Annotated in this window: 15 protein-coding genes; 9 read left to right on the top strand and 6 right to left on the bottom strand. The window is 72.6% G+C overall.

Features of this window, described 5'->3' with window-relative positions:
- Positions 1-16 precede the first annotated feature (16 nt).
- Positions 17-1,255 carry a cysteine--1-D-myo-inosityl 2-amino-2-deoxy-alpha-D-glucopyranoside ligase gene (mshC, locus tag IE317_RS01690; RefSeq protein ID WP_191306225.1) on the top strand — a complete coding sequence of 413 codons (1,239 nt, stop codon included), beginning with the start codon at positions 17-19 and terminating at the stop codon, positions 1,253-1,255.
- Between the two features lie 43 nt (positions 1,256-1,298).
- Here the strand turns inward: mshC and IE317_RS01685 are convergent, their stop codons facing one another.
- Complete coding sequence (locus tag IE317_RS01685) at positions 1,299-2,930, bottom strand: ABC-F family ATP-binding cassette domain-containing protein (protein ID WP_191306224.1); 1,632 nt, start codon at positions 2,928-2,930, stop codon at positions 1,299-1,301.
- Positions 2,931-3,084: 154 nt separating this feature from the next.
- Positions 3,085-3,561, bottom strand: coding sequence for a MarR family winged helix-turn-helix transcriptional regulator (locus IE317_RS01680; RefSeq protein ID WP_191306380.1), 477 nt, complete (start codon positions 3,559-3,561; stop codon positions 3,085-3,087).
- 145 nt (positions 3,562-3,706) lie between these two features.
- Between IE317_RS01680 and IE317_RS01675 the strand changes: the two genes are divergently transcribed.
- Both IE317_RS01675 and IE317_RS01670 read left to right on the top strand, forming a co-directional pair.
- The gene (locus IE317_RS01675) at positions 3,707-4,294 is read left to right on the top strand and encodes an ArsR/SmtB family transcription factor (RefSeq protein ID WP_191306223.1); all 588 of its coding nucleotides are present in this window, start codon (positions 3,707-3,709) and stop codon (positions 4,292-4,294) included.
- Positions 4,291-5,529, top strand: a complete 1,239-nt coding sequence (locus IE317_RS01670) for an MFS transporter (RefSeq protein ID WP_191306222.1) — start codon at positions 4,291-4,293, stop codon at positions 5,527-5,529. The genes IE317_RS01675 and IE317_RS01670 overlap by 4 nt, the downstream gene beginning before the upstream one ends.
- Here the strand turns inward: IE317_RS01670 and IE317_RS01665 are convergent.
- Positions 5,433-6,806, bottom strand: coding sequence for a serine hydrolase (locus tag IE317_RS01665; protein ID WP_191306221.1), 1,374 nt, complete (start codon positions 6,804-6,806; stop codon positions 5,433-5,435). The two genes, IE317_RS01670 and IE317_RS01665, sit on opposite strands and share 97 nt — an antisense overlap.
- Positions 6,803-7,054 carry a hypothetical protein gene (locus tag IE317_RS01660; RefSeq protein ID WP_229902403.1) on the bottom strand — a complete coding sequence of 84 codons (252 nt, stop codon included), beginning with the start codon at positions 7,052-7,054 and terminating at the stop codon, positions 6,803-6,805. The genes IE317_RS01665 and IE317_RS01660 overlap by 4 nt, the downstream gene beginning before the upstream one ends.
- 145 nt (positions 7,055-7,199) lie before the next feature.
- Here IE317_RS01660 and IE317_RS01655 point away from each other — a divergent pair, with 145 nt between their 5' ends.
- Positions 7,200-8,174, top strand: a complete 975-nt coding sequence (locus tag IE317_RS01655) for a helix-turn-helix domain-containing protein (RefSeq protein ID WP_191306219.1) — start codon at positions 7,200-7,202, stop codon at positions 8,172-8,174.
- Positions 8,138-8,971, top strand: coding sequence for a metallophosphoesterase family protein (locus IE317_RS01650; protein WP_191306218.1), 834 nt, complete (start codon positions 8,138-8,140; stop codon positions 8,969-8,971). Before IE317_RS01655 ends, IE317_RS01650 begins: the two co-directional genes overlap by 37 nt.
- A gap of 94 nt (positions 8,972-9,065) precedes the next feature.
- Here IE317_RS01650 and IE317_RS01645 read toward each other — a convergent pair whose 3' ends face one another.
- Complete coding sequence (locus IE317_RS01645; protein WP_191306217.1) at positions 9,066-9,611, bottom strand: CGNR zinc finger domain-containing protein; 546 nt, start codon at positions 9,609-9,611, stop codon at positions 9,066-9,068.
- 38 nt (positions 9,612-9,649) lie between these two features.
- Between IE317_RS01645 and IE317_RS01640 the strand changes: the two genes are divergently transcribed.
- Positions 9,650-10,585 carry a phosphotriesterase family protein gene (locus IE317_RS01640; RefSeq protein ID WP_229902402.1) on the top strand — a complete coding sequence of 312 codons (936 nt, stop codon included), beginning with the start codon at positions 9,650-9,652 and terminating at the stop codon, positions 10,583-10,585.
- Between the two features lies 1 nt (position 10,586).
- On the opposite strand, the gene IE317_RS01635 is transcribed toward IE317_RS01640, so the two are convergent.
- Positions 10,587-11,492: a PAC2 family protein gene (locus tag IE317_RS01635; protein WP_191306216.1), complete on the bottom strand. Its 906-nt coding sequence runs from the start codon at positions 11,490-11,492 to the stop codon at positions 10,587-10,589.
- A 38-nt stretch (positions 11,493-11,530) separates the two neighbouring features.
- Here IE317_RS01635 and metH point away from each other — a divergent pair, with 38 nt between their 5' ends.
- Genes metH through IE317_RS01620 form a run of 3 tightly spaced genes read left to right on the top strand, consistent with a single transcriptional unit; the run spans position 11,531 to position 17,271 of the window.
- Positions 11,531-15,076 carry a methionine synthase gene (gene metH / locus IE317_RS01630; RefSeq protein ID WP_191306215.1) on the top strand — a complete coding sequence of 1,182 codons (3,546 nt, stop codon included), beginning with the start codon at positions 11,531-11,533 and terminating at the stop codon, positions 15,074-15,076.
- Positions 15,077-15,118: 42 nt separating this feature from the next.
- Entirely contained in the window at positions 15,119-15,751 is a 633-nt protein-coding gene (locus IE317_RS01625; protein WP_229902423.1) for an HAD family hydrolase, read from the top strand.
- Between the two features lie 59 nt (positions 15,752-15,810).
- On the top strand, positions 15,811-17,271 hold the full coding sequence (locus IE317_RS01620) for an AlkA N-terminal domain-containing protein (protein ID WP_191306213.1): 1,461 nt from the start codon (positions 15,811-15,813) through the stop codon (positions 17,269-17,271).
- Positions 17,272-17,284 lie beyond the last annotated feature (13 nt).

The raw sequence follows: 17,284 nt of genomic DNA, 5'->3' as shown, positions 1-17,284 counted from the left end.
AATTACAGTCGGGGGTATGCAGACTTGGTCATCGGTCGACGTGCCCCGCATCCCCGGCACCCCCCGCCCGCTGCGGCTCCACGACACGGCCACCGGGCAGATCCGCCCGACCGCGCCCGGCGCCACCGCCCGGATGTACGTCTGCGGCATCACGCCCTACGACGCGACACATCTGGGGCACGCCGCGACGTACCTGGCCTTCGACCTGGTGAACCGCATCTGGCGGGACAACGGGCACGACGTCCACTACGTGCAGAACGTCACGGACATCGACGAGCCGCTGCTGGAGCGGGCGGCGCGTGACAAGGACGACTGGGTCGTGCTGGGCATGCGCGAGACGGCGCTGTTCCGCGAGGACATGACCGCGCTGCGGGTCCTCCCGCCGCGGCAGTTCGTCGGCGCCGTCGAGAGCATCCCGGAGATCGTCGAGGTCATCGCGAAGCTGCTGGCCAACGGCAGCGCCTACCGCGCGGACGACCCGGAGTTCCCCGACGTCTACTTCGACCACGCGGCGACCGGGAGGTTCGGCTACGAGTCGAACTACGACGCCGAAACCATGGCGAAGTTCTTCGCCGAGCGCGGCGGCGACCCCGACCGCGCCGGCAAGCGCCACCCGCTGGACGCGCTGCTGTGGCGCGTGGCCCGCGAAGGCGAGCCGTCGTGGGAGTCCGAGCTCGGCCCGGGCCGTCCGGGCTGGCACATCGAGTGCAGCGCGATCGCGGTCAACCGGCTGGGCCTCGGCTTCGACCTCCAGGGCGGTGGTTCGGACCTGATCTTCCCGCACCACGAGTACAGCGCGGCGCACGCGGAGGCCGTCGCCAAGGACGGCCAGTTCGCCCGCCACTACGTGCACGCGGGGATGATCGGCCTCGACGGCGAGAAGATGTCGAAGTCGCGCGGGAACCTGGTGTTCGTCTCGCGGCTGCGCGCCGACAAGGTCGACCCGGGCGCGATCCGGCTGGCGCTGTTCGCCGGCCACTACCGCGACGACCGCCCCTGGACCGATCAGCTGCTGGCCGACGCCGAAGCCCGGCTCGCGCGCTGGTGGGACGCGGTCTCGCTGCCCACCGGACCGGCGGCCGAGGACACCGTCCGGCGGCTGCGCGACCACCTGTCCGACGACCTCGACACGCCGAAGGCCCTGGCCGCGGTCGACGCGTGGGCGAACGAGGCGCTGCGCCGCGACGGGAACGACCCGACAGCGCCGGGCCTGATCCGCGACGCCGTCGACGCCCTCCTCGGCATCTCCCTCTGACGACCCGAAGGGGGCACTTTCCCCCCTTCGGCCGTATAACGGTCTATACCGCGGCGGGACGGCCGCCGGCCAGCTCCAGGTGGTCGCCGGACCAGTCCCGGCGCAGCCACCGGTCGTGGGAGGCGATGACGACCGCGCCCGGCGCCGTCTCCAGTGCCGCGAACAGTTCTTCCGCCAGAGTCAGCGAAATGTGGTTGGTCGGCTCGTCGAGCAGCAGCACGTCCGGCGGGTCGGCGAGCAGGATCGCCAGGGCCAGCCGCCGCCGCTGGCCGACCGACAGCGCCCCCACCGGCTGCCGCAGGTCCCGGGACGCCAGCAGGCCGAGCCGGCTCAGCGGGGGAGCGTCTTCGCCGAGCGTGTCCCGGTAGACCCGGGCGGCGGTTCGCTCCGGTGAAGCGAACACGACGTCCTGCTCCAGCAGGCCGACCCGGACCCCCTGTCCGAAGTGGACCGTTCCGGCCGCGGGCGCGAGCCGCCCGGCCAGCACCGACAGCAGCGTCGACTTCCCGGCGCCGTTCCCGCCGGTGACGAGCAACCGGGCCGAGCCGCCGACGTCCAGCCGGGGCAGGCTCAGCCGGCCCGGAACCTCCAGTGACCGCACCGAGATCGCCGGGCCGTCGCCGTTCGCGCGGCCGGTGAGGTCCGCCCGGAACCGCAACGGCGCCGGCGGCTTGCGCACCTGGTCGCGTTCCAGCTTCTCCAGGCGCTGCTCGGCGTCCCGCACCCGTCGCGAGATCGTCTTCTGGACGCGGGCGCCCTTGAAGTGGTGGATGAACTTGTCGTTGTCGCGCGGGGCGCGCCCGTAGGCGACGTTCCGGGCTGTGACGGCCACGGTTTCTCGCAGCTCCTTCAGCTCCTCCTGCTCCTCGGCGTAGCGCTGCTCCCAGCGCGCCCGCTCGGCCTTCTTGTGACCGAGGTAATCGGTGTAGCTGCCGCCGTAGCGGACCGCGCCGCCGGCCTGCCGGTCGGCCGCGGCCGGGTCGAGGTCGACGATGTCGGTGCAGACGGCGTCGAGGAAGACCCGGTCGTGCGAGGACAGCACCACGATCCCGGTCAGCTCGGTGAGGTGGCGTTCCAGGAACTCCATCGCCCCGCCGTCGAGGTGGTTGGTCGGCTCGTCGAGCAGCAGCGTTTCCGGCTGCCGGACCAGCAGCGCGGCCAGCCCGAGCCGGGACCGCTGCCCGCCGGAGAGCGTGCCGAGCCGGCGGCCGGGTTCGAGGCCGCCGAGGCCGAGCCCGTCGCAGACGAGCTTGGCGCGGCGGTCGGCGTCCCACAGGTCGTGGGCCTGGGCCCACTCCAGCACCCGGCCGTACTCCTCGAGCGCGGCCGCGTCGTCGGGCCGGTCGGCCATGGCCGCGGTCAGCTCGTCGAGCCGGGCCGTGGCGGCGCGGATCTCGGCGAGCGCGTCGTCGAGCACGTCGGCGAAGGTCGCGTTCATCGGGAACGGCAGTTCCTGCAGCAGGAACCCGACGTCCGGGCCGCGGAGCACCGCACCGGAGCGCGGTTCTTCGAGCCCGGCGAGCAGCCGGAGCAGCGTGGACTTGCCGGTGCCGTTCTCGCCGACCAGGCCGAGCCGCTGGCCGGCCGACGCGGTGAGGGAGACGCCGTCGAGGACGACGCGGGTGCCGTAGCCGAAGACGACGTCCTTGGCCTGCAACGGAAAAACGGGAGACATGTGCGATCACCGAGCCCTGGGGGAAGAAGCGGGATCCCGGCCGGGCGTCGTGGCACGCGGGAGCGTCGGCTCGACCGGGTGCCGCCTCAGGCGGGATGGGCGCAGTTCAGTTCCTCATAGTGGAACCAGGTTAACGCAACAACCGTAGAGTTAGTCAACTCGATATGGCCTGGGTCACATCCGGCAGGTCGCCGGTCGACCGTTCCGCGGCCGCGGTGCCGTCAGTGAGGAATTCGAGCAGGGCCATCAGCTGGCGACGGTCGAAGCGGGCGAGACGTTCGCCGACGAACCGCGCCATCGGCGCGTACAGCTCGGCGAGCTCGGCCATCCGGTCGGGCAGCGGGCGGACGACGAGCCGCCGCCGGTCGGCGGGATCGGGGGCGCGTTCGGCGAGCCGGTGGCGCTCCATCCGGTCGAGCAGCCGGGTGAACGCGCCCGTGCTCATCCCCAGCAGCCGGGCGAGTTCGGAGGGGGAGTCGCTGACGCTGCCGTGGAGCAGGTGCAGGCAGTGCAGCTCGGTCGGGGTGACGCCCATCCGCTCGGCGACCGCCGCGTGGAAGAGCGCGGTCGAGCCCACGAACCGGGGGAGGGCGAGAGCGGCGGCGGTGGCGAGTTCGCGCTGGTCGGGCAACGTCCATCCCAGTTCGGTCACGGCGCAGCCACTGCCTCGTGCAGTCACTGCCCCGCAAACGATAGCGGAACCGCTTGACAAACCCGCAGGCGGGGCAAACCATGAAAGAGAACTTTCGAAATGATTCTTTCAGATAGGGCGACCCATGGCCGAGCTGCCGCCGCGCAAGCGGATCGAAGACGTCGAGCTGCTGCGCGCGCTGGCGCACCCGCTGCGGTCGGCGCTGCTGAACCACTTGACCGCCGTCGGCCCGCGCACCGCCAGCGAGTGCGCCGAAGCGGTCGGCTCGACGGCGTCCAACTGCAGCTGGCACCTGCGCCAGCTCGCGCAGTACGGCCTGGTCGAGCGGGCCGACGCCGAGGACGGCCGCGAACGGCCGTGGCGCGCCCGGCAGGTCGGCCTCGAGCTGGGGGACCTGGCCGAAGACCCGGCCCACCGGGCCGCGCAGCTGGGCGCGGTCGGCGCGACGCTGACCCACGAGCAGGAGCTGACCCAGCGGTACCTCGACTCCCTCGACGACCTCGACCCGCAGTGGCGGGCCGCGACCGGGCTGTCGACCTACGCCCTGCGCGTCACCCCGGCGGAGCTGACCCGGCTGACCGAAGCGATCGACGCGCTGGTCCGCCCGTACATCGGCGCCATCCGGAGCGACGCCCCCGCCGACGCCCGCTCGGTGCACGTCGGCCTCCGCGCGTTCCCGCGTATCGAGCACTCGGGGAAGGCGGAGGAATGAACCAGCTGCTGGGGGTGCCCGGGTTCGCGCGGCTGTGGGTGGCCGCGTTCTTCGGCGAGACGGCCGAGTGGATGCTGCAGGTGGCGTTGCCGGTGTACGTCTTCCAGCGCACCGGCTCCGCCGCGACGACGGCGCTGAGCATCGTGCTCGGCCTGCTGCCCGCGGTGCTGCTGAGCCCGGTGGCCGGGGTCGTCGCCGACCGGTGGGACCGCCGCGCGGTGCTGTTCGGCGTCTGCGTCGGGCTCGCCCTCGTGGCACTCCCGCTGGTGGCCGAGCCCGGCGTCACCGTCGTGTACGCGGTGATGGCCGCCCAGGCGGCGCTGGCGTCGGTGTTCGAACCCGCGCGCAACGCGCTCGTGCCGGAGCTCGTCGGCGTCGCGGACGTGACCGCGGCGAACGGCCTGATGAGCGTCAACGGCAGTGTCGCCCGGCTGGCCGGCGGCTGGGCGGGTGGCGCCCTGCTCGGCTTCGGCGGCCTCGCCGACGTGATGATCGGGTACCTGGCCGTCCTCGCCGTGGCCGCGGCGCTGCTGGCCAAGCCGTTCCACCGGGTCGCCGCTCCGGCGGCGTCGTCCGCGCGGGAGCCGGTGGTGCGGGCTTGGCTCGACGGCCTGCGCGAGCTGACCCGCAACCACCGGCTGCGGCGCACCGGGCTCGCGCTGGTGTTCACGTCGCTGGCCCAGGGCATGTTCCTGGTGCTGTTCGTGGTCTACGTCCTCGACGTGCTCGGCGGCAGCGAAGCCGACGCGGGCCTGCTGCGCGGGGTGCAGGCGATCGGTGGCCTGGTGGCCGGGTTCGCCGTCGCCACCGTGGCGCGGCGGGTCGCGCCGGCCGCGCTGCTCGGCTGGGGCTCGGTGGTGCTGGGCCTGCTGTCGGCGGTGATCTGGAACCTCTCTCTCGTCACGACGGCGCTGGGGCTGTACGTCGGGCTGTTCGCCCTGGCCGGCGCCCCGGGCGTGGTGGTCGGCGCCGGAGTGCTGTCGGAGATCCAGAGCGCGGTCGCGCCCGAGCGCGCCGGGCGGGTGCTGAGCACGACGTTCGCCGCCGTGGCCACCTTCACCACGGCCGGCGCGCTGCTGGCGGGCGCGCTCGTCGCGATGACCGGGCCCGCTGTGCTGCTGAACGTCCAGGCCGGCGTCTACGTGCTCGCCGGGCTGCTGATGCTGCTCCCGCGCCGCGGGTGGACCCGGCAGTCGGTGTGGAGGTACCGGGCGGCGCCGTCGCTGAAGTCGTAGAGCGCCACCGTCCGGGTGTCCTCCAGGGGATCCGCCGACGGCATCAGGAAGTGCGTCGGGCTGACCGGGAGCAGTTCGTACCGCACGCGACCGGGCTTCCCGAGGAACTCCGCGTGCATCGGGTCGAGGTCCAGTGTCAGGTGCAGGGCGCCGCCCTCGGCGGACACCTCGTACCGGGTGCCGGGCCGCTCGTACACGCCCTCGTACCGCGACAGGTCGAGGTTCAGCGCCGGGTCCGGCTCCGGCAGGTCCGGCACGGGGCCCAGGATCTCGCGGAACACCTTGCGCGCGAAGCTTTCCCGTGGGCCGCCGTTCGTCAGCACGACGACGGCGGCGTTCCGGTCCGGCAGGATCCGCAGCCGGGCGTTCTGGCCGATCGTGCTGCCGTCGGTGGCGTACACGGTCTCGCCGTGCCAGTCGCAGACGATCAGGCCGAGCGCCCACTCCGGCCCGAACAGGTAGGGATCGGGGACCGGCACCCGCGACCGCATCATCTCCCGGACGCCCGCGGCCGACACGATCCGCGTGCCGTCCGGCGCGATCCCCGCGTTGAGCAGCACGTGCGCCAGTGCGAGCACGTCACGGACGGTCGACGTGAGGCCGCCGCCGGCGCCGAACGCCCGGGGCAGGTGGTCCACCGGCGTGACGATCGGGCCTTCGGCCGGAGACCGGAGCAGATGGCCGGTCGCGGCCCGCGCCGGATCCACCCGCTCGCGGCGGCTGTTCGTGCTCTTCAGGCCCAGGGGAGTGAAGAGCTGGTCCTGCATGATGTCGTCCCAGGGCTTGGCGTCGAGGACCTCCATGACCCGCGCGAGGATCGCGTAGCCCAGCGCCGCGCTGTAGCCGTGGGTGTGGCCCAGCGGGAACACCTGGGGCGCGCCGGCGATGTTTTCGACCATGCGCTCGTGGACGTCGTCGCCCTCGCCGGGGTCGCCGAAGGCTTCTTCGATGCCGTTGGTGTGGTTGAGCAGGTGCCGCGCGGTGACCTTCGCGGTCGTCTCCGGATCGGCCACCGCGAACTCCGGCAGGTACGTCCGGATCGGCGCGTCGAGGTCCGCCGTCCCCTCGTCGACGAACTGCAGGAAGGCCAGCGCGGTCCACGTCTTCGTCAGCGAACCGCACTGGTAGACCGTGTCCGTCGTCGCCGGCTCGGCGGTTTCGACGTTCTTGACGCCGACGGCGAACTCGGTGATCTCGCCGTCGCGCAGGACGCCGACCGCGGCGCTCGGGATGCTGTACTCGGCCGCCAGCGCCGACACCCGGTCCCGGACCGTCATCGGGCGAGCCCGACCGCGTTCGCGGCGTCCGCTTCGAAGTACTCCGTCGTGGCGTGCGCCCCGGCGTGGGTCTCGAAGAACGCCCGGACCTCCTCGACGGAGTCGTGGGCGAGGACGTTGACCGCCCGGGTGCCGTCCTGGCTCGCGACCGCCAGCTTCCACGAGGCGCCCGCGGGCAGCCGGCCGTGGGCCTTCTTCAAGCCGTTCCAGAACCGGCCTTCGTCCGAGACGGCCGAGATGGCCAACACGTGTTTCTTCTCTTTCCGCATACGGAAAAGCTATGGCGCGTTTTCGGCCGCCTCAACGGAGATCACGACATAATCCCTGGTGGAATGGCAGATCATTGCACCGAGACTGCCGATGAACGCAACGGGTCGTTGCGCTGGAGTGACGATGAACGCACGCAGGCTCAGCCTGGACGACCGCCGCCGCATCGCGGGATGGCTCGTGAGCGGGCTCGGGTACGCCGAGATCGGGCGGCGGCTCGGCCGGCCGACGTCCACGATCAGCCGGGAGGTGGCCCGCAACAGCGCGGCCGGCGAGTACCGGCCCGGCCACGCGCAGGAAGCCGCCGCCCACCGCGCCCGCCGTCGCCGGCCGCCCCGGCCCGGCGGCGAACCGGCGGAGGCGGTGCGCGGGTTCGTCGACGAGTTCGCGGCCCTGCTGGCCGCCACCGGCCTCCCGCGGATGACCGCCCGGGTGTTCACCTGCCTGCTCACCGCCGAGACCGGCTTGACCTCGGCCGACCTGGTCCGGCTGCTGCGGGTCAGCCCGGCGTCGGTGTCCAAGTCCATCGGTGCCCTCGAAGCGATGGAGCTGGTCGCGCGCGGGCCGGACCCCGGTGGACGGCGCGAGCGCTACCGGATCGACGACGACGTCTGGCTCCGGGCGTGGCAGGCCGACACCGGCGCCCACGGCCGGCTGGCCGACGCCGCGCGGGAGGGCAGCGAGCGCTTCGGCCCGCACACGACCGCGGGCGCCCGGCTCGCCCGGATGGCACGGTTCTTCGGACGGCTCAGCGAGCAGATGGGCGGCAGCACCGTCGCGGAGACCACCGGGGACGACGCCCTGACCGTGGTCGCCGCCCTCGTGCACGCCGGACGGCCGGTGCCCGTGGCCGAGCTGGCCACCGCGCTCGGCTGGCCCCCCGACCGGCTGGAGGCGGCCTTGGCCGCGCTCCGGCACCGCCCGGCCATCGCCGATCCCCTCGAACTGCGCGGCTCCGGGACGGTCACCGCCACGGCGCGATCCGATCGCCTGAGCCCGGCTCACCGCGAAGGGATCCGCAGGTTTGGCGTAGGTTCTCCGGCCACGGTGGTTACGGTGGAGGGGTGCCGCACCTCTTCGCCACCAGCGACCTCCACGTGACCCACGAGGGCAACGGCCCGATCCTCGACTCGGTCGTCCCGGAAACCCCCGAAGACTGGCTGCTCGTCGCCGGCGACGTCGCCGAGCTGGCCGAAGCCACCATCGGGACGTTGAAGACCCTGCGCAGCCGGTTCGCGAAGGTCGTCTGGGTACCGGGCAACCACGAGCTGTGGACGACGAAGAACGACGAGTGCCAGCTGCGCGGCCAGGCCCGCTACGAGCACCTGGTCGAGCGGTGCCGCGAAATCGACGTCCTGACCCCGGAAGACGAGTTCCCGGTCTGGCGGCACGGCTCGCGGCCGCTGACGATCGCGCCGCTGTTCCTGCTCTACGACTACAGCTGGCGGACCCCGGACGCGGAGGGCGAGTCGCTGGAGGAGGCCCTGCGGCAGGCCCGCGAGGCCGGGGTGGTCTGCACGGACGAGTACTTCCTGTACCCCGACCCGTACCCCAGCCGCCAGGCGTGGTGCGAGGCCCGGCTGAAGATCAGCACCGAGCGCCTCGACGCCATCCCCGAGGACCACGGCACGATCCTGATGTCGCACTGGCCGCTGCACCGGCACCCGACGGCGCCGCTGTACTGGCCGGAGTTCGCGCTCTGGTGCGGCACGACGAAGACCGAGGACTGGCACGTCCGCTACCGCGCGGAGATCGCCGTCTACGGGCACCTGCACATCCCGCGCAGCACCGAGGCCGACGGCGTCCGGTTCGAGGAGGTCTCGCTGGGTTATCCGCGCGAGTGGCGGAAGCGGGCGCGAGGTGCGGTGCCGATGCGCAGGATCCTGTGGCCCTCTTGAGGGGCGCCGGTGAGCAGTCTGCCGCGGCCGGTCGTGAGTGGGAAACAGTGTTCTGACCCTGTTCCCCCCCCACGACTCCGGCGGTACCCGGGCGTCATGATTCCGCGCGCCGCCGCTCCCTGAGCGCGCGCACGCGGCCTCGGCTGGCGCAGGCGGGGGCGGGACACCACCGCCGCCGGCCGCCCGGATCGGCGAACACCCCGCGGCAGTCCTGCTCGGGGCAGGCCCGCAGGTCCGCCCGCAGCGGCCCGGTGAGCCAGTCCGCGGCTTGGTGCGCCAGCCGCCCGAGCGCGTCGGCGGTGGTCGCGGGAGCGCTGCGGTGCAGGCGGTCGAGGGCGGCGAGGTGGACCGGCTCGGTCTTGAGGAACGCCGTCAGCGGGGTCACCTGGTCGGCTCGCGGCGCAAGCCCGTCGACCGCGCCCAGCGCGAGTTCGCGCAGGCTCTCGCGGAGTTCGCGGGCCGCGCGCAGGTCGGCGTCCGTGACCGGGGCGAGCGGCGTCAGCTCGCAGGCGGCCAGCCAGTCGCGCAGCCGGTCCACGGTGGGCAGGCGCTCGACCGGCTGGGCACCGAAGTGGCGGCCGCGGGTGGCCAGCAGGTTCAGCCAGGGTGCGCCCATGTCGAGGCGGAAGTCTTCGGACACCTCGCCATCGTAACGGCTTAGGCGTTACACTCGGGGTCGTGACTGGGGAACCCAAGGTCCGGACGGTGCTGGGCGACATCGATCCGGCTGAACTCGGCGTGACGAACGCGCACGACCACCTCTTCTTCGCCTCGAAACTTCTGCCCGGCCAGGAGCTGGACGACCCGGCCGAGGCCGCCCACACGCTGCTCGAGTTCAAGTCGCGGGGCGGCGCGGCACTCGTCCAGTGGACGCCGTACGGCCTGACCCGGCGCACGCGCGAGCTCGCCTGGATGTCGGAGGAGGTCGGGGTGCACCTGGTCGCGGCCACCGGCCTGCACCGCGCGGAGCACTACGCCCCGGTCATCCTCGGCCGGGTCATCGACGATCCGGTCCGGGAGTTCGTCGCCGACCTGACCGAGGGGACGCAGCCCGCCGACCTGCCCGACGAGCCGCGGACCGGCCCGCGGGCCGGGCTGGTCAAGGTGGCCGGCGCCTTCCACACGATCGACTCGCACGCCCGGCTGACCATGACCGCCGCGGCGGTCGCCCACGAGGAGACCGGCGCGCCGATCGCGGTGCACCTCGAACTCGGCACGGCGGCCCTGGAGGTGGCCGAACTGCTCTGCGGCAAGCTGGACGTCCCCCCGGACAAGGTGATCCTCGGGCACCTGAACCGGAACCCGGACCCGCGGCTGCAGCGGGAGATCGCCGAGACCGGCGTGTTCCTGGGCTTCGACGGCCCTTCGCGGGCCAACCACGCCACCGACCCGCAGCTCTTCGACGGCCTCGAGGCGCTCGTCGAGGCCGGGCACGGCGGGCAGATCCTGCTCGGCGGCGACACGACCACCGCGGCCGCCCGCAACCAGCCGGGCGCGGCCTACCTGCTCACCACCCTGGCGCCGCGGCTGGCCAAGCAGCTCGGCGGCGACGTCGTCACGGCCATGCTGGTGGCGAACCCCGCGCGGGCGTTCGCCACCAGCTGGCGCAAGTGAGTCACCGCAGGCCGAAGCCTTCCTGCCCGCCGCCGCGGCCGCGGCGGCGCAGGTAGCGCTCGAACTCGGCGGCGATCTTGTCGCCGCTGACGTCCTGCTCGGCGACCTCGCTCTGGGCGTCGCCGCGCTCTTCGAGGCTGCGGACGTACTCGCTGATCTCTTCGTCCTCGTCGGCCATCTCGCTGACCGTGCGCTGCCACTCCTCGGACTGCTCGGGCAGCGCGCCCAGCGGGATCTCGACGTCGAGGATGTCCTCCAGCTTGTGCAGCAGCGCCAGCGTCGCCTTCGGGGACGGCGGGTGCGACACGTAGTGCGGCACCGCGGCCCAGATCGACACCGCCGGGATGCCCGCCTGCACGCAGTAGTCCTGGAGGATGCCGACGATGCCGCTCGGGCCCTGGTAGTTGTTCAGGTCGAGGCCGTAGAGCGACGCGGTGTCCTTGTCGTACGCCGTTCCGGTGACCGGGACGGGCCGGGTGTGCGCGGTGTCGGCGAGCAGGGCCCCCAGCGTCACCACCGTCGCGACGTCGAGCTGCTGGATGTGTTCCAGCAGCTCCGCGCAGAACGCGCGCCACCGCATGTTGGGCTCGGGGCCCTGGACGAGGACCACGTCGCGGTCGAAGCCGTCGGGGCGGCACACCGACAGCCGCGTCGTCGGCCAGTCCACCCGTCGAGTGACGCCGTCCACCATCCGGACGGTCGGGCGGCTGACCTGGAAGTCGTAGTAGTCGTCGGGCTCCAGTTCCGCCAGCGGGGTGGCGTCCCAGTTCAGCTGCAGGTGCTCGACCGCCCGGCTGGCCGCGTCACCTGCGTCGTTCCAGCCTTCGAAGGCGACGACCATCAACGGTCGGGTGGGTTCGGGGCGGCCGCCGGGCGGCCGCGGGGTCTCGTCGACGGGCTCACTCACCGGACCAGCCTACGACCACCGGCCTTACCCTGTTCAGCATGTCCGACCGCCTGTCGTCACCGTTCCTCGATGCCCTTCGCACGCGCGTCCTGGTCGCCGACGGGGCGATGGGCACCGCGCTGCAGGCCCACGACCTGAGCCTGGACGACTTCGGCGGGCTCGAAGGCTGCAACGAGATCCTCAACGTGACCCGGCCGGACGTGGTCCGCTCGGTGCACCGCGGGTACCTGGAGGCGGGCGCGGACGCCGTCGAGACGAACACTTTCGGGGCCAATTTCGCCAACTTCGCCGAGTACGACATCACCGGGCGGATCTTCGAGCTCGCCGAGGCCGGGGCCCGGCTGGCGCGCGAGACGGCCGACGAGTTCTCGACGCCGGACCGGCCCCGGTTCGTGCTGGGCTCGGTCGGGCCCGGCACGAAGCTCCCGACGCTCGGCCACGCCCCGTTCACCACGCTGCGTGACGCCTACCGCGAGGAAGTCCGCGGCTTGCTGGCCGGCGGCGCCGACGCGGTGATCGTCGAAACCACCCAGGACATCCTCCAGACCAAGGCGTCGATCATCGGCGCCAAACGGGCGATGGCCGCCGAAGGGCGGCACGTCCCGATCCTCGCTTCGATCACCGTCGAAACGACCGGCACCATGCTGCTCGGCACCGAGGTCGGCGCCGCGCTGGCCGCGCTCGAACCGCTCGGCATCGACGTCATCGGCCTCAACTGCGCCACCGGCCCGGCCGAGATGAGCGAGCACCTGCGGCAGCTGGCCAAGCACGCCCGGGTGCCGCTGTCGGTGATGCCGAACGCCGGCCTGCCCGAGCTCGGCCCGGACGGCGCGGTCTACCCGCTCGGTCCGGAAGCCCTGGTCGAGGCGCTGACCGGGTTCGTCCGCGAGTTCGGCGTCGGCCTGGTCGGCGGCTGCTGCGGCACCACCGACGAGCACATCCGGCAGCTCGCCGCGGCCGTCGCGGACACGTCTCCGGTGCCCCGGCGGCCGCGGCCCGAGCCGGGCGTGTCCTCGCTCTACCAGGCGGTGCCCTTCAAACAGGACGCCAGCGTGCTGATGATCGGCGAGCGGACCAACGCCAACGGCTCGAAGGCCTTCCGCACCGCGATGCTCGAAGGCCGCTGGGACGACTGCGTCGAGATCGCCCGCGAACAGACCCGCGACGGTGCCCACCTGCTGGACTTGTGCGTCGACTACGTCGGCCGCGACGGCACCGCGGACATGGCCGAGCTGGCCGGGCGCCTGGCCACCGCGTCCACCCTGCCGATCATGCTCGACTCGACCGAGGTCCCCGTGCTGCGCGCGGGCCTCGAACGCCTCGGCGGCCGGTGCGCGGTCAACTCCGTCAACTACGAGGACGGCGACGGCCCGGAATCCCGGTTCACCCAGGTCATGGACCTGGTCAGCGAGTACGGCGCCGCCGTCGTCGCCTTGACCATCGACGAGGAAGGCCAGGCCCGGACCGCGCAGAAGAAGGCCGACATCGCGACCCGGCTCATCGAGGACATCACCGGGAACTGGGGCCTGCGCACCTCCGACGTCATCATCGACGCGCTGACCTTCACCATCGCCACCGGCCAGGAGGAATCCCGCCGCGACGGCATCGAGACGATCGAGGCCATCCGCGAGATCAAGCGCCGCCACCCCGAGGTGCAGACCACGCTCGGCCTGTCGAACATCTCCTTCGGTCTCAACCCGGCCGCCCGGCAGGTCCTCAACTCGGTGTTCCTGCACGAGTGCGTCCAGGCCGGGCTCGACACCGCCATCGTGCACGCGTCGAAGATCCTGCCGATGGCCCGCATCCCGGACGACCAGCGCGCGGTCGCCCTCGACCTCGTCTACGACCGCCGTCGCGAAGGCTACGACCCGCTGCAGGAGCTGATGGCCCTGTTCGAAGGGGGCAGCGCGGCGTCGTCGAAGGCGTCGCGGGCCGAGGAGCTGGCCGCGCTGCCGCTGTTCGAACGGCTCGAACGCCGGATCGTCGACGGCGAACGGGGCGGCCTCGCCGACGACCTCGACGCGGCCCTGGAGCAGCGCCCCGCCCTGCAGATCATCAACGACACGCTGCTGTCGGGCATGAAGACCGTCGGCGAGCTGTTCGGGTCCGGGCAGATGCAGCTGCCGTTCGTGCTGCAGTCCGCCGAGGTGATGAAGGCCGCGGTCGCCCACCTCGAGCCGCACATGGAAAAGGACGACGACTCGGGCAAGGGCCGGATCGTGCTGGCCACCGTGCGCGGCGACGTGCACGACATCGGCAAGAACCTCGTCGACATCATCCTGTCCAACAACGGCTACGAAGTCGTCAACCTCGGCATCAAGCAGCCGATCACGACCATCCTCGACGCCGCCGAGGAACACGGCGCCGACGCGATCGGGATGTCCGGGCTGCTGGTGAAGTCCACGGTGATCATGAAGGAGAACCTCCAGGAGATGAACTCCCGGGGCGTCTCGGCGCGCTGGCCGGTGCTGCTCGGCGGCGCGGCGCTCACCCGGTCCTATGTGGAGAACGACCTGACCGAGCTGTACCTCGGCGACGTGCGCTACGCGCGGGACGCGTTCGAGGGCCTGCGGCTGATGGACGCGATCATGGCCGCCAAGCGCGGCGAGTCGCCGCTCGTGGACGCCGACGCGGAGAAAAAGCGTCAGGAGCGCAAGGAACGCCGCGAACGCTCGCTGCGGATCGCCGAAGCGCGCAAAGCCCGCAAGGCCGAGGACGAAGGGCCGCTGCCGGCACGGTCGGACGTCGCCACCGACGTGCCGCTGCCGAGCCCGCCGTTCTGGGGCTCCCGGGTGGTCAAGGGCGTCGCGCTCGCCGACTACGCCGCGATGCTCGACGAGCGGGCGACGTTCATGGGGCAGTGGGGGCTCAAGGGCGCCCGCGGCGGCGCCGGGCCGACGTACGAGGAACTGGTCGAGACCGAAGGACGCCCGCGGCTGCGGTACTGGCTCGACCGGCTGACCGCGGACGGGATCCTGGCCCACGCGGCCGTCGTCTACGGCTACTTCCCGTGCTACGCCGAAGGTGACGACCTGGTCGTGCTGACCGCGCCCGAACCGGACGCACCCGAGCGGCTGCGCTTCACCTTCCCGCGCCAGCGCCGGGACCGGCGGCTGTGCCTGGCCGACTTCTACCGGCCGCGCGAAGCGGGCGAGGTGGACGTCGTCCCGTTCACGATCGCGACCATGGGCCAGCCGATCGCGGACTACGCGAACGAGCTGTTCGCGGCCAACGCCTACCGCGACTACCTCGAGGTGCACGGCCTCGGCGTGCAGCTCACCGAGGCGCTGGCCGAGTACTGGCACTGCCGCATCCGGCAGGAGCTGACCTTCCCCGGCGGTGTGGCGGTCGCCTCAGAGGACCCCGACGACGTCGAGGACTTCTTCAAGCTCGGCTACCGTGGAGCCAGGTTCTCCCTGGGCTATGGCGCCTGTCCCGACCTCGAAGACCGGGCGAAGATCGTCGCCCTCCTCGAACCGGGCCGGATCGGGGTCAAGCTGTCCGAGGAGTACCAGCTGCACCCCGAGCAGTCGACCGACGCGATCGTCTGCCACCACCCGGAAGCCAAGTACTTCAACACCTGAGGAGCCTCCACTGTGGACCGTATCGACGCCGTGTTGTGGGACATGGACGGCACGCTCGTCGATTCCGAGAAGCTGTGGGACGTCGCCCTCTACGAGACGGCGGAATGGCTCGGCGGCAAGCTTTCCGAGGAACAGCGGATGACCCTCGTCGGGTCCAACATGGACGACACCTCGGCGTACCTGCTCGAAGTGGTCGGCCTCCCAGTCACCCCCGAGGCGATCGCCTCGACGGGGGAGGAGATCCGCCGTCGCACGGCCGGGCTGTTCGACGACGAACTGCCGTGGCGCCCGGGCGCGCGCGAGGCGCTGACGGCGGTGCGCGAAGCGGGCCTGCGCTCGGCGCTGGTCACCTCGACCGAACGTGACCTGACCGAGCTCGCGCTGAACACGATCGGCCGGGACTTCTTCGACGTCACCGTGTGCGGCGACGAGGTCGAAGGTCTGAACAAGCCCCTCCCGCGCCCGTACCTCAAGGCGGCCGAGCTCCTCGGGGTCGACCCGGCGCGCTGTGTCGCGGTGGAGGACTCGCCGCCGGGCACCGCGTCCGCCGTCGCGGCGGGCTGCACCGTGCTGGTGATCCCGAACGACGTCCCGGTCGAGGCGGGGGAGCGGCGGGTGTTCCGCGAATCCTTGGTGGGCATCGACGTGCCGGCGCTGGCGGCCCTGCTCGGCTGATCACCACCATGTCGCATTTCCGCTAGCCCCGGGTCCCCGGCGTCCGCGATGCTGACGGGGTGCATGAGGACTTCGAACGGTGCGTGCGGGCCGTGCAGGCGAAGGACGCCCGGTTCGACGGGTGGTTCTACACGGCCGTCCTGACGACGAAGATCTACTGCCGGCCCAGCTGCCCGGTGGTGCCGCCCAAGCCGCGGAACATGAGCTTCTACCCGAGCGCGGCGGCCGCCCAGCAGGCCGGGTTCCGGGCGTGCAAGCGGTGCCGTCCCGACGCGAGCCCGGGTTCGCCGCTGTGGAACGAGCGCGCCGACCTGGTGGCGCGGGCGATGCGGCTGATCGCCGACGGCGTCGTCGACACCGAAGGCGTCCGCGGCCTCGCCGCCCGGCTCGGCTACAGCGTCCGGCAGGTCGAACGCCAGGTGTTCGCCGAACTCGGCGCCGGCCCCCTGTCCCTGGCCCGCGCCCAGCGCGCGCAGACCGCGCGGACGCTGATCGAGACGACCGCGCTGCCGATGACCGAGCTGGCCCTGGCCGCCGGGTTCGGCAGCATCCGGACGTTCAACGACACCGTCCGCGAGGTGTTCGCCCTCTCGCCGACCCAGCTGCGGCAACGGGCGAAGGGCAGGCCGGCGGCGGCCGGCGCGCTGGTCCTGCGGCTGCCCTACCGGAAGCCGTTGTGCCCCGACAACCTCTTCGGGCACCTCGTGGCCACCGGCGTGCCGGGGGTGGAGGAGTGGCGGGACGGCGCCTACCGCCGGACGCTGCGGCTGCCGCACGGCCACGGCGTCGTCGCGCTGAAACCGGAGGACGGCCACATCGCCTGCCGGCTCACCCTGGCCGACCTCCGGGACCTGCCCGCCGCCACCAGCCGGTGCCGTCGCCTGCTGGACCTCGACGCCGACCCGGTCGCCGTCGACGACCAGCTCGCCACCGACCCGCTGCTCGCCCCGCTCGTCGCGGCCGCGCCCGGCCGCCGCGTCCCGCGCACGGTCGACGGGGCCGAGTTCGCCGTCCGCGCCGTGCTGGGGCAGCAGGTCTCGACGGCGGCGGCGCGGACCCACGCGGCCCGGCTCGTCGTCGCGCACGGCGAACCGGTCGAAGACCCCGAAGGCGGCCTGACGCACCTGTTCCCGTCACCGGCGGCGCTGGCTTCGCTGGACCCGGAGACCCTGGCCATGCCGCGCAGCCGCCGTCGCACGCTGCTCGCGCTGGTGACGGCGCTGACCGACGGCCTGGACCTCAGCGCGGGCAGCGACTGGGAGGCGGCGCGGGCCGCTCTGAGCGCGTTGCCCGGCTTCGGGCCGTGGACGGTCGAGAGCATCGCCATGCGCGCGCTGGGCGACCCGGACGCCTTCCTCCCGACCGACCTCGGCATCAAGTACGCGGCGGAAACCCTGGGCCTCGGCGGCCAGGCCGCCGTCGTCGCCCGTTCCGCGGCCTGGCGCCCCTGGCGCGCCTACGCCACCCAGCACCTGTGGGCCACCGGTGACCACGCGATCAACCGGATGCCCGCGGCATGAACCAGACAGGAGT

It is taken from the genome of Amycolatopsis bullii, from assembly GCF_014654205.1.
Taxonomy (GTDB): Bacteria; Actinomycetota; Actinomycetes; order Mycobacteriales; family Pseudonocardiaceae; genus Amycolatopsis; species Amycolatopsis plumensis.
The sequence above is the reverse complement of the archived record's forward strand: the minus strand, read 5'-3'. Positions and strand labels throughout refer to the sequence as shown.